The sequence below is a fragment of the Rhodobacter sp. NSM genome (genome assembly GCF_052244495.1).
Lineage (GTDB): Bacteria > Pseudomonadota > Alphaproteobacteria > Rhodobacterales > Rhodobacteraceae > Cereibacter_A.
This window is the reverse complement of sequence record NZ_JBQPXH010000002.1, coordinates 273,919-288,153: the sequence shown is the minus strand read 5'-3', so window position 1 is coordinate 288,153 and position 14,235 is coordinate 273,919. Positions and strand designations below refer to the sequence as shown.

General features: G+C 68.6%; 14 protein-coding genes. 6 read left to right on the top strand and 8 right to left on the bottom strand.

Features of this window, described 5'->3' with window-relative positions:
* Positions 1–84: 84 nt before the first annotated feature.
* The gene (locus ACTVZP_RS05875) at positions 85–1,704 is read left to right on the top strand and encodes an alpha-amylase family glycosyl hydrolase (RefSeq protein ID WP_443211175.1); all 1,620 of its coding nucleotides are present in this window, start codon (positions 85–87) and stop codon (positions 1,702–1,704) included.
* Here ACTVZP_RS05875 and ACTVZP_RS05870 read toward each other — a convergent pair.
* A complete protein-coding gene (locus ACTVZP_RS05870; protein ID WP_443211174.1) occupies positions 1,701–2,624 on the bottom strand; it encodes a 2-dehydro-3-deoxygalactonokinase in 924 nt (307 codons plus the stop codon). The genes ACTVZP_RS05875 and ACTVZP_RS05870 overlap by 4 nt on opposite strands.
* Positions 2,621–3,406, bottom strand: a complete 786-nt coding sequence (locus ACTVZP_RS05865; protein WP_443211173.1) for an SDR family NAD(P)-dependent oxidoreductase — start codon at positions 3,404–3,406, stop codon at positions 2,621–2,623. The genes ACTVZP_RS05870 and ACTVZP_RS05865 overlap by 4 nt, the downstream gene beginning before the upstream one ends.
* 193 nt (positions 3,407–3,599) lie before the next feature.
* Between ACTVZP_RS05865 and pncA the strand changes: the two genes are divergently transcribed.
* Complete coding sequence (gene pncA / locus ACTVZP_RS05860; RefSeq protein WP_443211172.1) at positions 3,600–4,205, top strand: bifunctional nicotinamidase/pyrazinamidase; 606 nt, start codon at positions 3,600–3,602, stop codon at positions 4,203–4,205.
* A 1-nt stretch (position 4,206) separates the two neighbouring features.
* Complete coding sequence (pncB, locus tag ACTVZP_RS05855) at positions 4,207–5,499, top strand: nicotinate phosphoribosyltransferase (protein WP_443211171.1); 1,293 nt, start codon at positions 4,207–4,209, stop codon at positions 5,497–5,499.
* Between the two features lie 179 nt (positions 5,500–5,678).
* On the opposite strand, the gene arfB is transcribed toward pncB, so the two are convergent.
* The 6 genes from arfB to ACTVZP_RS05825 form a co-directional block, all read right to left on the bottom strand.
* Entirely contained in the window at positions 5,679–6,104 is a 426-nt protein-coding gene (arfB, locus tag ACTVZP_RS05850) for an alternative ribosome rescue aminoacyl-tRNA hydrolase ArfB (RefSeq protein ID WP_443211170.1), read from the bottom strand.
* 277 nt (positions 6,105–6,381) lie between these two features.
* Entirely contained in the window at positions 6,382–7,008 is a 627-nt protein-coding gene (locus ACTVZP_RS05845; RefSeq protein WP_443211169.1) for a queuosine precursor transporter, read from the bottom strand.
* A gap of 81 nt (positions 7,009–7,089) precedes the next feature.
* Positions 7,090–7,983 carry an esterase-like activity of phytase family protein gene (locus ACTVZP_RS05840; RefSeq protein ID WP_443211168.1) on the bottom strand — a complete coding sequence of 298 codons (894 nt, stop codon included), beginning with the start codon at positions 7,981–7,983 and terminating at the stop codon, positions 7,090–7,092.
* Positions 7,956–8,840: a penicillin-insensitive murein endopeptidase gene (mepA, locus tag ACTVZP_RS05835; protein ID WP_443211167.1), complete on the bottom strand. Its 885-nt coding sequence runs from the start codon at positions 8,838–8,840 to the stop codon at positions 7,956–7,958. Before mepA ends, ACTVZP_RS05840 begins: the two co-directional genes overlap by 28 nt.
* Complete coding sequence (locus ACTVZP_RS05830; RefSeq protein WP_443211166.1) at positions 8,837–10,207, bottom strand: MFS transporter; 1,371 nt, start codon at positions 10,205–10,207, stop codon at positions 8,837–8,839. The genes mepA and ACTVZP_RS05830 overlap by 4 nt, the downstream gene beginning before the upstream one ends.
* 145 nt (positions 10,208–10,352) lie before the next feature.
* Entirely contained in the window at positions 10,353–10,880 is a 528-nt protein-coding gene (locus ACTVZP_RS05825; RefSeq protein WP_443211165.1) for an acyl-CoA thioesterase, read from the bottom strand.
* Between the two features lie 129 nt (positions 10,881–11,009).
* On the opposite strand from ACTVZP_RS05825, the gene ACTVZP_RS05820 reads away from it, so the two are divergent.
* From ACTVZP_RS05820 to yaaA, 3 genes are read left to right on the top strand one after another with little or no spacing between them, the layout of a single operon-like run.
* Complete coding sequence (locus tag ACTVZP_RS05820) at positions 11,010–11,297, top strand: YggT family protein (RefSeq protein ID WP_443211164.1); 288 nt, start codon at positions 11,010–11,012, stop codon at positions 11,295–11,297.
* Positions 11,298–11,356: 59 nt separating this feature from the next.
* On the top strand, positions 11,357–13,399 hold the full coding sequence (gene recQ, locus ACTVZP_RS05815) for a DNA helicase RecQ (RefSeq protein WP_443211163.1): 2,043 nt from the start codon (positions 11,357–11,359) through the stop codon (positions 13,397–13,399).
* A complete protein-coding gene (gene yaaA, locus ACTVZP_RS05810) occupies positions 13,399–14,172 on the top strand; it encodes a peroxide stress protein YaaA (RefSeq protein ID WP_443211162.1) in 774 nt (257 codons plus the stop codon). Before recQ ends, yaaA begins: the two co-directional genes overlap by 1 nt.
* Positions 14,173–14,235 lie beyond the last annotated feature (63 nt).

Sequence of the window (14,235 nt, the reverse complement as noted above, 5' to 3'; positions counted from 1 at the left end):
GCGCGCACGGTCCCTGAGGCTCGACCGGGGAACCGGCCCGCGGCCCATGCGCTTGACCCCGGTGAACGAACACGAGGAGACAGCATGTCGGATTGGTGGCGCGGCTCGGTGACCTATCAGATCTATCCCCGCTCGTTCCAGGACTCGGACGGCGACGGGGTGGGCGACCTGCGCGGCATACTCGAGCGGCTCGACCATGTCGCCTGGCTCGGCGCCGACGCGATCTGGCTTTCGCCCTTCTTCCCCTCGCCGATGGACGACATGGGCTACGACGTCTCGGACTACACCGGCATCGACCCGCTCTTCGGCCGGATGGAGGATTTCGACGCGCTCCTCGCCCGGGCGCACGAGCTCGGGCTCAAGGTCATCATCGACCAGGTGCTGAGCCATTCGTCCTCGCAGCATCCGTTCTTCCGCGAAAGCCGGAGAAGCCGCAATAACCCGAAGGCGGACTGGTATGTCTGGGCCGATCCGCAGCCGGACGGCAGCCCGCCCAACAACTGGCTCTCGATCTTCGGCGGTCCCGCATGGGAGTGGGAGCCGCAACGACGGCAGTATTACCTGCACAATTTCCTGACCACGCAGCCGGACTTCAACTTCCACAATCGTGCCGTGCAGGACTGGCTGCTCGACCAGATGCGCTTCTGGCTGGACAAGGGCGTGGACGGCTTCCGGCTCGACACGGTGAACTTCTACTTCCACGACGCGCAGCTGCGGCCGAACCGACCCAATCCGTCGAATGGCGAGATCCCCGCAATCAACCCCTACGACATGCAGGACCACGCCTTCTCGAAGTCGCAGGCCGAGAACATCGGCTTCCTGCTCCGGATGCGGAGCCTGCTCGACGAATATCCCGACCGGACGATGGTGGGCGAGGTAGCCGACGGCATCCGCGCGCTCGCCATCATGGCCGAATACACGAGTGGATCCGAGCGGCTCCACATGGCCTACACCTTCGAGATGCTGTCGCGGATCTTCACCGCCACCCATTTCCGCAGCCGGATCGAGACCTTCTTCGAGACCGCCCCGCATGGCTGGCCCTGCTGGGCCTTCTCGAACCATGACGTCGTGCGCCACGTCACCCGCTGGGCCGGCCACGGCGCATCCGACGATGTGGCGCGCCTGTCTGCCGCGATGCTCCTGTCCTTCGAAGGGTCGGTGAGCCTCTATCAGGGCGAGGAACTCGGCCAGACCGAGACCGTGCTCGCCTACGAGGAACTGACCGACCCGCCGGGCCTGCGCTTCTGGCCCGAGGAAAAGGGCCGCGACGGCTGCCGGACGCCGATGGTCTGGGATGGCGGGCCGCACGGCGGCTTCACCACCGGCAAGCCCTGGCTTCCGGTGAAGGACCCGCAGCTTGCCCGCAACGCCGCCGCGCAAAGGGGCGTCTTCGGCTCGGTTCTGGAGACCTACCGCGCGCTCCTGCATTTCCGCCGGTCGGAACCTGCGCTGATCCGGGGCCGGAGCCGCTTCTTCGACCTTCCAGAGCCGATCCTGGGCTTCACCCGTACGCTCGAGGGCCGGACGCTTGCCTGCCTCTTCAATCTCGGACCCGGCTCGGTCAGCGTCACCGTTCCCGGTCACGAGGGAATCGTCGGCCCCTCGCAGGCGGCAGCGATGGAGGGAGAGAGCCTCACCCTCGGGGCCAATGGCTATGCCTTCCTGCCGGTGCCCGAGGATGCCGCCATCGCCTCGCCCGGCTAGGGGACCCGGCCACCGGCCGGCGGCGAGGGATCGATCAGTCCCATCGCCGCCGCGAGGCCGCCGACCGTGCATGCCGGACCCGGCAGCAGGCGGACCTGCCCCCCCTGCGCGCCGAGCGCCGTGGCATATCGGGTGGCCAGACCCTCCTCTCCCACCAGCACGACGGATTGGCCAAGCCAGTAGCTGCGCGCACCCACCAGTTCGAGACCGATCAGCAAGCCCGAAAGCCGCGCCCGCGCCACGGCGGGCGGCAGGTCCTGCAACAACCCCTCGGCCCGCAGGCCAAACAGCTTCGAGCCCAGCTTCTGGGGGTGCGACATGCCGTCCGACACGGCGGCGAGGAAGGCTTCCTCGTCCCAACCCTCGCCTGCAAGCCCGTGTCGCAGCACCGAACGCTCCGAGAGCAGGGCAAAGAGCTCTCCTGTCAGGAAGCTGCGGAAGCTTACGACCTCGCCGGCCGAGACCTGGGCCCATTTCGAATGGGTGCCGGGCAGACAGATCACCCCGTCGAAATGGCCGAGCAGCGCCAGTGCACCCGCGATCTGCGTCTCCTCGCCCCGCATGACATCGGCGGGCCGCGGCTGTGCGAGGCCGGGCACGATCCGGACCGAAATCCGCGGATCCTCGGCAGGCACCGGCACCAGCGACTGCGGGTCGACCGGCGTGCAGGGCAGGTTGCGGTAGGGCGCCTCGTGCCAGCCCTGCCGCGCCCCGGCCATGCCGCAGACGACCACCGGCACGGGTGGTCCCTCGCCCAGCCACGACCAGACGAGCCGCAGCAGAGCAAGTTCGAAGCCGCCCTCGGCGATCTGGCCCATGCCCTCAGCCGACTGCGCCTCGGCCACCACGCCCTCGGGGCCCATCGCCCAGGCACGAAGCCGGCTCGTGCCCCAGTCCACGGCGATCCAGTCGGGCTTCATCCCGTCACCACCACGCCGCCGTCGATCACCAGCGCCTGACCCGTCATCATCCGCGACGCATCCGAGGCGAGGAAGAGCACGCCGCCCACCATGTCGGCGGGCACCAGCGCGTCCTTCAGGCACTGCCGGTCGATATGCGCCTCGAGATCCTCGGGCGTCACCCAGAGATCCTTCTGCCGCTCGGTCAGCACCCAGCCCGGCGCCAGCGCATTGACCCGGATCCGGTCCGGCCCGAATTCGCGCGCGAGGCTGCGTGTCAGGCCGTTGATCCCGGAATTGGCGGCCGTATAGGCCGGGTAGCCGGCGTTCCCCATCATGTAGGAGATCGAGGAGAAGTTGATGATCGACCCCCCGCCGGCCGCCTTCATCCCCGGGATCACCGCCTGAGAGGCGAAGAAATAGTGCCTGAGGTTCACCGCCTGCGCCTGATCCCAATACTCCTCGGTCACTTCGGCGGTGGTGTGCCGGTTGTCGTTCGCCGCGGCGTTCACGAGCACCCGGATCGGCCCCTGAAGGTCGGCCGCCCGGGCCAGTGCCTCGCGAAACGCCGGGATGTCGGTCACGTCGCAGGGCAGGAAGAGCGGGCGCGCGCCGGTCTCGGCCTCCATCCGGTCGCAGAAGGCGGTCGCATCCGAGCGTTGCACGAAGGCCACCCGCGCGCCCTGACGCAGGAAGCCTTCGGTCAGCGCGGCCCCGATGCCGGAGCCGCCGCCACTGATGAAGACCGAGGCGTCCTTCAGATCCGGGAAGACGGGATGGGCGGCTGGGCGGTCGTCTGTCATGGGGCTGTCTCCGGTAGGGATACCGGCGCGGCAAGCCGGGGCTTCGGCCGGAACGCGGCGGGAGAAGGCCCTCCGCGCTGCAATTTGTCGCCCGGAGGGGCGTGGGGCGTCAAGGCCGGGGCGGCGCCGCCTCCATTGACCTCGGGGCGCGCACTCCTTAGCCCTTGCGGGAAGACTGTCCGAGGAGGCGGAGATGCGGCCCCAGACCGAAGCCCTGATCGTGATCGACGTGCAGAACGATTTCTGCCCGGGCGGTGCGCTCGCCGTCGCCGGCGGCGATACGATCATTCCTCGCATCAACGCGCTGATGCCCGACTTCGCCGCGCGCATCTTCACGCAGGACTGGCACCCGGCCGACCATTCCTCCTTCGCCGCCAATCACGATGCCGAGCCGTTCTCGCTCATCGAGATGCCCTACGGGCCGCAGGTGCTCTGGCCCACACACTGCGTGCAGGGCACCAGGGGCGCCGAATTCCATCCCGATCTCGCCACCGATCCCGCCGACCTCATCATCCGCAAGGGCTTCCGCGCGGGCATCGACAGCTATTCCGCCTTCTTCGAGAACGACCGCACCACGCCGACAGGGCTCGAGGGCTACCTGCGCAGCCGCGGGATCGAGGCGGTGACGCTGGTGGGCCTCGCGACGGACTTCTGCGTGGCCTATTCCGCGCTCGATGCCGCCCGGCTGGGCTTCCGCGTGACGGTGCTGGAAGGCGCCTCGGCCGCCATCGACCTCAACGGCTCGCTCGCCGCGATCAAGGCGCAGATGGCCGAGGCCGGCGTCGTGCTGGAGCCCTGACATGGTCGATATCGCTACCCGCGTCTACAATCACAAATGGAAGATCGACCCGATCATCCGTTCCCTGATCGATACAGACTTCTACAAGCTGCTGATGTGCCAGTCGGTGTTCCGAAACAGGCCGGACACCGTGGTGCGGTTCAGCCTGATCAACCGGACCAGGTCGGTGCGGCTGGCCGAGCTGATCGACGAGGGCGAGCTGCGCGAACAGCTCGACCACATCCGCACCCTGCGCCTCTCCCGCGGAGAAAGCACCTTCCTGCGCGGCAACACCTTCTACGGCAAGCGCCAGATGTTCCGCCATGACTTCATGGAGTGGCTCGAGGGGCTGCAGATGCCGCCCTACCACCTCGAGAAGCGCGACGGCCAGTACGAGTTGACCTTCGAGGGCAAGTGGCCCGAGGTCATGCTGTGGGAGATCCCGGCGCTCGCCGTGCTTATGGAGCTGCGCTCGCGCGCGGTGCTGGCTACGATGGGGCGGTTCGAGCTGCAGGTGCTCTATGCCCGCGCCATGACGAAGCTCTGGGAGAAGATCGAACGGCTGAAGACGATCGAGCGCCTCAAGATCGCCGATTTCGGCACCCGGCGGCGGCACTCGTTCCTCTGGCAGGACTGGTGCGTGCAGGCGATGATCGAGGGGCTGGGCGATGCCTTCACCGGAACCTCGAACTGCCTGATCGCCATGCGGCGCGAGGTCGAGGCGATCGGCACCAACGCGCATGAACTGCCGATGGTCTATTCCGCGCTGGCCACCTCCGAGGTCGAGCTCGCCCGTGCGCCCTATCAGGTGCTTGCCGACTGGCACGAGGAGCATGACGGCAATCTCAGGATCATCCTGCCGGACACCTACGGCACCAAGGGCTTTCTCGAACGCGCGCCCGACTGGCTCGCGAGCTGGACGGGCATCCGCATCGACTCGGGCGATCCGGCACAGGGAGCGGAAACGGCAATCCGCTGGTGGCAGAGCCGGGGCGAGGATCCGCGCCGCAAGCTCGTGATCTTCTCGGACGGGCTCGATGTCGAGAAGATCGAGGAACTGCACCGCCAGTTCAACGGCAGGGTCAAGGTGAGCTTCGGCTGGGGCACGATGTTCACCAACGATTTCCGTGGCCTGGTGAAGGACGATGCGCTGGCGCCCTTCAGCCTAGTCTGCAAGGCGGTCTCGGCGGATGGCAGGCCTACGGTCAAGCTCTCGGACAATCCGCTGAAGGCAATGGGACCGGCGGATGAGGTCGAGCGCTACAAGCGCGTCTTCGGGGTGGGCGAGCAGGTCGCCTACGAAGTGAAGGTCTGACCGCGACTTCCGCCGACTGACGGCCAAGCGACACTTCGGCCAAGGTGATCCGCGAGTGGTGCCTGCGGGCGCGAAGCCCGGCGTCGCGCCACCGTCTTCCGGGCGCGGGCGACGGCCCGACCCGCAAGCCGCGCCCGATCTTCCGGATGTGCAGGACGACGGCTGCGCGCCCGCTCAGGTCAGCCCTCCTCGTCGGTCACCTTTCCCCGACCCGCCTTCACCTCGCCCCGGATCGCCTTCGCGACCAGCCTGCGCCTCTGGCTGCCCAGCGTTGGCTTGGTGGCAATCCGCCGCTTCGGCGCCACCAGCGCCGCGCGCACCAGTTCGGCCAGCCGTTCGCGCGCAAGTTCCCGGTTGCGCTGCTGGCTGCGCGTTTCCTCGGCGCGGATGACGATGGCGCCCTCCGTCGTCCAGCGCCGCCCGGCGAGCCGCTTCAGCCGAGCCTTCACGGCCGGCGCCAGATGCGGGGACCGCTCGGCCTCGAAGCGCAGCTCGACCGCCGTCTCGACCTTGTTGACGTTCTGCCCGCCCGGCCCCGACGAGCGCGAGAAGCTCTCGGTCATCTCCCAGTCGGCGAGCGTGATCTGATCGGTAATGCGCAACATGAAGCGGGCCTGACGCGGGAACGGCCCGCCGCAGCGGGTCTCGAATAACGAGAAAGGGCCGCCACGCCTGGCGACCCTTTCCGAGATCCAAGGAGATGAGCCAGTTAGGATCCAGCCCAACCACCGGTGTGTCCTAAGAGGGGCTGCCCTCAGAAAACACCCCCGATAGCTGTCCCGACACTTCTCTCCAATATCACTCTAGACACTGGATCACCTCCTTTCAAATGGTTGCCGATGAGAGGAGGGTGGCACAGATCTGGTGTTTGTCAAATGATGATTACGCAACGTGTGCGGTCATCCGCCTCACAATTATGCGAAATGGCAGGAGTGCCACCAAAGCGAGCAACAGTTTGACGGACCAGTCCGCAACGGCCAGCGAGATCCACAATGGCGCCTCGGGTCCTGCCCCCAGCAGCGGCAGGATCTCGTTCGCCCAGGAGACGTCGTTGGCAGGTTCCAGCCAGACCAGAGACGCCGAAAAGGCGGTGCCGAAGAAGATCAGCGTGTCGAGGCTCGATCCGACGAGGGTCGAGATCAGGGGCGCCCGCCACCAGCGCAGGGAATGGCGCATCCGGTCGAAAACGGTCACGTCGAGCATCTGCGCGACGAGGAAGGCCGCGCCCGATCCCAACGCGATGCGAAGGGTCACGAGCGGTCCGAACTCGCCATGGATCTGGGTCCCGATGAGCGAGCAGAGGATCCCCGTGGCAAAGCCCGCCAGCACCACGCGCCGTGCCGCGGCCGCGCCGTGGAGACGGTTGGTGAGGTCGGTCACGAGGAAAGCGAGCGGATAGGTGAAGGCGCCCCAGGTCAGCCACTGGCCGAACAGGAACTGCACGAGGATGTTCGAGGCCACCACGATGGTGGCCATCGCCAGGGTGGCGGGGATCAGGCTGCGGGTCATTGGCATTCCGTTTTGGCAAGGTCGCGGAGACTTGGCCCCCGTCCGGGGACAGCGCGGCCTACAGCCCCGCAGGTCCCCCTGTCAATCCGGGAGTCGCACCTCGACGATCTCGGTCCGCTGCAGGAACAGGAAATTGTCGTCCGAGACCATGCTGACCACGGTCCCGCCTGCGGGCTCGCGCCAGACGGAAATCCCCTCGAGATTGTCGTAGCGGCCCGAAGGCGTCTCGAAGAGCGTCTCTTCCGAGGTCACGCCGTCCGGGCCGATCTCGAAGCGGCGCACGCGACTGGCAAAGCCCAGAAAGCCGCGGAACATGCGTTCGAGCAGATAAAGCCGCCCGTCCGGCCCGAAATCCGCGCCCACGGCAAGAAACGACCCGCGCCGCGGTATGTCGAAGGCCCGTTCCCACGCACAGTCCGTGTAGCGATAGACCGGGAAGGGACGGTTGACGCTGCCGGACCGCTCCGGAAGCGTGTAGAGCACGCCCTTGTCGTCGATGGCCAGCGCCTCGAGCGCTCCATTGCCCAACATCAGACGGAAGTCCCGGTGCACGGGCAGACTCTCGGCCTTTCCCGCGAGGTCGCGGTATCGCAGCACCCGTGCCGCCCCCTCGAACGAGACATAGGCGGTCCCGTCCCGTCCGATGGCAAGGCCCTCGCTGTCCGTCCGGCCCCGGCCGAGCGGTCCTCCACGCTGTCCGCGCAGGATCTGCATGGGCTCGGTCAGGATGTCGGTGATCCTTCCCTTGCCGTTCCTGATGACCCGTCCCCGGGTCCATGCCCCGCGGTCCGACAGCAGTGTCACGAGACGCCCGTCGTCCGACATCTCGATCCCGGAGAGCCCGCCGAAGAGCGGGTCATCCTTCGTCCACACGAAGCTCGAGAAGCGGCCATCGTCGAGGGTGCCGGCGCTTCCGCAGATTGCGAGGCTGACCGCGAGCCCCGCGATCAGCGCGAGGCGAGGACTTCGCGGCATTGCGATGGCAGGTCGGAAAGGGTGAAGTCGCGCGCGCCCCTCGGCCGCGGCCCTGCAGGCTTCTGAGGCGGTGTCTTCGGCGGATTCAGATAATCCGTCACCCACCACATCAGTGTATCGTCGCAGCCGTTCCCCCCTTTCGAGAGTTCGGCCACCGACGGTCGCTGCGTCTGGCAGGCCACCGCACCCGGCGGGCACTTGAGCCGGATGTGGAAATGGGTGTCATGCCCGGGCACCGGGCGGATCTTCTGCAGCCAGGCCCGGTCTGCACGGGTCGCTGTCCTGCACATCTCGAGCTTGACGGCGGCCGCCACGAAGATCCGGTCCACCCGGTCGTCCGAGGCCGCCGAGCGCAGCAGCGTGTGATGCGCCCGCGTCCAGTTGGCGGTCACGCTGCGCTGGTCCGCCGACCGGACCGGGATCGAAGAGATCCGCTCGCGGTCGCCCGCGCTGAGGTTCAGCCGGCGCGGCGGCAGCATCCAGACATCGGCGTCAAGGCCGATCTGATGACTCGCATGGCCCGAGGTCATCGGCCCGCCGCGCGGTTGGCTCATGTCGCCGATGTAGAGCCCGGCCCATCCGATCTGCCGCGCCGCGACCGACAGCGCCTTCAGGAACTCGACCATCTCCGGATGGCCCCAGTTGCGGTTGCGCGACAGACGCATGACCTGCCAGGTCGGTCCGCTCTCGGGCATTTCGACGAGGCCCGCCGCACAGCCGCGGTTGTAGCTGCCGATCGGCATCGGCGCCTGCTGCGACGGACGCATCTGCGCGCCGAAGAGCGCGTTGGCCTTCGGTTCGGCCTGAGCGGCCGTGACCATCCCCAGCGCGAGGATGAGGGAGAGGATGCGGATCATGTCACTGCCCGTTGTTCGCCTTCCGGTTCAACCCAGACTAGCAGAACGAGCCCCGCAAGGAAGAGCACGATCAACGGGGCGATGCCCGCGCGCTGCGATCCGCTGAGGGTGGTGGCGATCGCGATCAGGAGCGGCGCCAGAAAGCTCGTGACCTTGCCCGAGAGAGCGTAGACGCCGAAGGCCTCGGTTGCGCGCGCGGGCGTCGTGTGCCGGGCCATCATCGTGCGGCTGGCCGCCTGCAGCGCACCGCCAGCCCCGCCGATCAGCGCGCCGCAGACGAAGAACAGGAGGTCGGGCAGGCCGGAGTCCTGCGGCAGCGGCTGGCCGAGGATGCTCTGGCGCGAGGTGCCGACGATCAGGACGCAGACGACGGCGAGCAGCAGGATGCAGGTGACGATCACCGGCTTCGGCCCGAAGCGCCGGTCGGCACGGCCCCCGGCCCATGAGGCCACCGTGGCCGTGACGGCGCCCACCACGCCGAAGGTGCCGATCTGGATCACGCTCCAGCCCAGCACGCCCGAAGCATAGACCCCGCCGAAGCCGTAGAGGGCGTTCAGCGCGTCGCGGTAGAGCAGCGACGAGCCAAGGTAGGCCGCAAGGCTGCGCCGCCGGGGAAGACCCGAGATGAAGGCGCGCAACTCCTGCACCGCCGCCCGGATCCGGAGCGCGCTCCGCGGCACCGGAGGTTCCCTCACCCAGAGGAAGAACGGCAGCATGAACACGGCATACCAGATCGCCGTGAAGGGCCCGACCACCCGCGTCCCCTCGCGCAGCGCCGGATCAAGACCAAAGGCGGGCGGCAGGCCGATCAACGTTCGCCCGGTCGCCGCGCCTTCGGCAAGGAACAGGAGCATGACCGCAAGGGCTGCCACGCCCCCGAGATAGCCGAAGGCGAAGCCCGAGCCCGAGATCTCTCCGATCCGGTCGCGTGGTCCCAGCGTCGGCAGCAGCGCGTTGGTGAAGATGGTCGCGAACTCCATGCCGACGAAGCCGAGCCCGAAGCAGGCGAGCGCCCAGACCAGCGCGTCGCCGTCCGGCGTCAGGGCCCAGAGACCGGCCGAGCCGAGGATATAGAAGACCGAGAAGCCCCAGATCCAGACGAGCCGCCGTCCGCCCGCATCCGCGACGGCGCCCAGCAACGGCGCAAGCAGCGCGACGACGAGGCTCGCCATGCCCAGCCCCGTCGCCCAGAGCGACTGCGCCGCGGCGCCTGCGGCCACGGGATCCAGCCCTTCCGCGACGTAGCGTGCGCGGGCCGTCTCGGCGAAATAGGGCGCGAAGACGAAGGTCAGGAGCAGAGTGCTGTAGGGCTGGCTCGCCCAGTCGAAGAAGTACCAGCCCCAGATGCGGTGTTTCGCGCTTGCCATGGCCCCTCCGACGACGTGCGGGGATCAAGCCCGAAACCGTGCCGCCGCGCAAGCAGTCGCCTCCTCCTGGCCGGTTGTGCGCGAGGGGGGGGAGGCGCAGGAAGCCCGCGGCCCCCACATCCGCCGCACATCCGCCGCCAGGCGCTCAATGCGACGGCGGCCAGGGCCTCATAGCATCCGCCTCGACCCAGGCCGCGGCCCATTCCGGCAAGGGCGGACTTTCGCCGGCCTCGAGCAGCGCCGCGACCTCGGCGGGCGGAACGATGCCCTCGCGCGAGACGACAGCCGCGCGCAGCAGCATGTGGCTCGTGCAGTCGCCTTTCCGCCAGAGGCTCTGCTCCATGTAGAAGAACCTGCTGTCCCAGCCGATGCAGCGGCTCACCATGTCGAGCCGGTCCATCAGCACGACCCGCCGCCGGTAGCGCACCGAACTGCCGGCCACCGTCATGCCCCAGCCCTTTCCGGCGCAGATCCTCGCAAGCCCCGTCCGGTGGATCAGCGGCAGCCGGCCCAGGTCGAAGAGCGTCAGGGTCCGGCCGTTGTTCAGCTCTCGCCAGGGATCCAGATCCCAGGGCAGGCATCGGACCGAGGATCTGTGAGTGCCCAGAACCGGCAACGGCCCGAGACGCCGCGTCCGGCGCATCTCCATGAAAATGCGGAAGTAAGGATACATCTACCACTCCTTCACGCCTTGGGTGCTACGTCATCCGGCAGCCGTCAAGCCGCGACGCTGCGGAACGAGGTTGCCCTTTGGCGGGCCCGTCTATACCTGTTCGGAAGATTTCCCGTGAAGGATGCGTCCATGATATCGCTCTTCCAGATCCTGATGCTGATCCTCGACATCGCGAAGTTCATCATCTTCGTGCACATCATCATGAGCTGGCTCATCAATTTCGAGGTGCTCAACCTGCGTCAGCCGCTTGTCGGCCAGATCTGGGACGGGCTGACCCGCCTGCTCGAGCCGATCTATTCGCAGGTCCGGCGGATCCTGCCCTCGATGGGCGGTCTCGATCTCGCTCCGCTGATCGTGCTCGTCGCGATCTACGCGCTGCAGATCGTGATCCGGAACAACGTCGCCGCCTTCTACTGATCCGCCCGTCCCGCAGCTGACGGTCCGGCCTGCCGCGCCGGACCCAACCGGATTCCGCCATGTCGGCCCCGCGCGAGCTTCTCCAGTCCGTCTTCGGCTTCCCCGGCTTCCGGCCGGGGCAGGAAGAGATCGTCGAGGCGGTGCGCGCGGGGCGCAACACGCTGGCCATCATGCCGACCGGCGGGGGCAAGTCGCTCTGCTACCAGCTTCCCGCGCTCTGCCGCGAGGGGGTGACGCTCGTTGTTTCTCCGCTGATCGCGCTGATGCGTGACCAGGTGCGCTCCCTGCGCGAGGCGGGGGTGGAGGCCGGGGCGCTGACCTCGGGCAATACCGAGGCCGAGACGGAAGAGGTGTTCCGCGCGCTAGACGAGGGACGCATCCGACTGCTCTACATGGCACCCGAGCGGCTGGCCTCGGGCGGGACGTTCTCGCTCCTCCGGCGGATCGGCGTCGGGCTGATCGCGGTGGACGAGGCGCATTGCGTGAGCCAGTGGGGCCATGACTTCCGCCCCGACTACCTGCGCATCGGCGAGCTGCGCCGCGCGCTGGACGTGCCGCTCGCGGCCTTCACCGCCACCGCAGATGCCGAGACGCGGGACGAGATCGTGGCGCGTCTCTTCGACGGCGTGCCGCCCGCGACCTTCCTGCGCGGCTTCGACCGGCCGAACATCCACCTCGCCTTCGCGGTGAAGTCGAGCCCCCGCCAGCAGATCCTGACCTTCGCCGCCGCGCGCAAGGGCCGTTCCGGCATCGTCTACTGCGCGACCCGGGCGAAGACCGAGACCCTTGCCCAGGCGCTGCGCGAGGCGGGGCACTCCGCCTGCCACTACCACGGCGGGATGGAGGCGGACGACCGGCGCGCGGTCGAGATCCGCTTCCAGCAGGAGGACGGCCTGATCGTGGTGGCGACCGTCGCCTTCGGCATGGGGATCGACAAGCCCGACATCCGCTGGGTGGCCCACGCAGACCTGCCGAAATCCATCGAGGGCTATTATCAGGAAATCGGCCGCGCGGGCCGCGACGGCGCGCCCGCCGAGACGCTGACGCTCTACGGACCCGACGACATCCGCCTGCGCCGCGCGCAGATCGACGAGGGCGCGGCCCCGCCCGACCGCAAGGCCGCCGATCACGGCCGACTGAACGCCCTTCTCGGCCTTGCCGAGGCGACGGGGTGCCGTCGGCAGGTTCTGCTCGGATATTTCGGCGAAAGCTCCGGGCCCTGCGGCACCTGCGACCTCTGCGAGCGCCCGGCCGAGCTTTTCGACGCGACCGAGGCGGTGCGAAAGGCGCTCTCGGCGATCCTGCGCACCGGCGAGTGGTTCGGGACCGGCCATCTCGTCGACATCCTCACCGGGAACGCGACGCAGAAGGTGCGCGACCGGGGCCATGACCAGCTTCCCACCTTCTCGGTCGGCCGCGACCTCTCTCGCGCCGCCTGGGAGGCGGTGTTCCGGCAGATGATGGGGCGCGACCTCGTCCGCCCCGACGCCGAGCGGCACGGTGCGCTGAAGATGACAGAAGCCGCCCGCCCCATCCTCCGCGGCGAAGAGGCGATCACGCTCCGGCGTGACACGGTGCGCTCGGCCTCGGCCCGCCCGCAGGCGCGGGCGCTCGTCTCCGACGAGGACGCGCCGCTTCTGTCCGCCCTCAAGGCCCGCCGCCGTGCGCTGGCCGAGGCCGCGGGCGTGCCGGCCTATGTGATCTTCACCGATCGGACCCTGATCGAGATGGCCGACCGGCGTCCGCGAAACCTGGACGAGATGGCGGGCATCACCGGCGTGGGCGCGAAGAAGCTCGACAGCTACGGCGCGACCTTCCTCGAGGTGATCACCGGCGGGAGCGAGGAGATGCATCCCCAGCGCCGCCGCCTTGCGGGGCGCGACGCGGGCGAGCTTTTCGACCGGCTGGCCGAGGTGCAGGTGGCGCTGATGCGGGGCGAGGACGGGACCGGCAAGCCACTGAGCCTGCCGCAGAGCGCGCTGCGCCGGATCGCCGAGGCGCGGCCCTCGACCCTCGCCGATCTCGAGCGGGTGGGCGATCTCGGGGCGCAGAAGATGGAACGCTTCGGCGAGGCCTTCCTCGACGTGCTGCGGCAGGCCTGATGCTCGCCGTCCTCTCGCCCGCCAAGCGCCTCGCGGCGCGGCCCGCGCTGGAGCTGCCGGCGACTCTCGCACCCACCACGCCCCGCTTCCAGGATCAGGCGGACGCGCTGGCCCGGATCGCGCGGGAATTGACCGCCGCGGACCTGCGGCGCCTCATGCACATCTCGGAGCCGTTGGCCCGGCTGAATGTGGCGCGCTTCGCACAATTTCACGAAGCGCGGGATGCGGCCGTTCCGGCGCTCGCCCTCTTCGACGGCGATACCTATGCCGGCTTCGAGGCCCGGACGCTGGGCGAGGACGCCCTTCGCTGGGCGCAGGATCGGGTCTGCATCCTCTCCGGGCTCTACGGCCTCCTCCGGCCGCTCGACCTGATCCAGCCGCACCGGCTCGAGATGGGGACGCGGCTCGCGACCGACCGCGGGGCCACGCTCTACGACTTCTGGGGCGACCGCATCGCCCGGGCGCTGAACAAGCGCGCCGCCGAAACCGGGGCGCGGGTGCTCGTGAACTGTGCGTCGGTCGAGTATTTCTCGGCCGTCGATACCTCATCCCTGCGGCTGCAAGTCATATCGCCGGTCTTCCTCGAAGAGCGCGATGGCGAGCGGAAGATCGTGAGCTTCTGGGCCAAGCGCGCCCGCGGCGCCATGGCGCGCTTCATCGCCGAGAACCGGCTCGACGATCCGGCGGACATCCGCGCCTTCCGCGCCGGTGGCTACCTTCATGAGCCGGACCTGTCGACGGATGACCGCCCTGTCTTCCTGCGGGCGGCCTGACCCGGCGAAGGACTGCGGGTGTGGCGGAGGGCTCCGGGTGGGGCAGCCGCATCGGCATGGCTG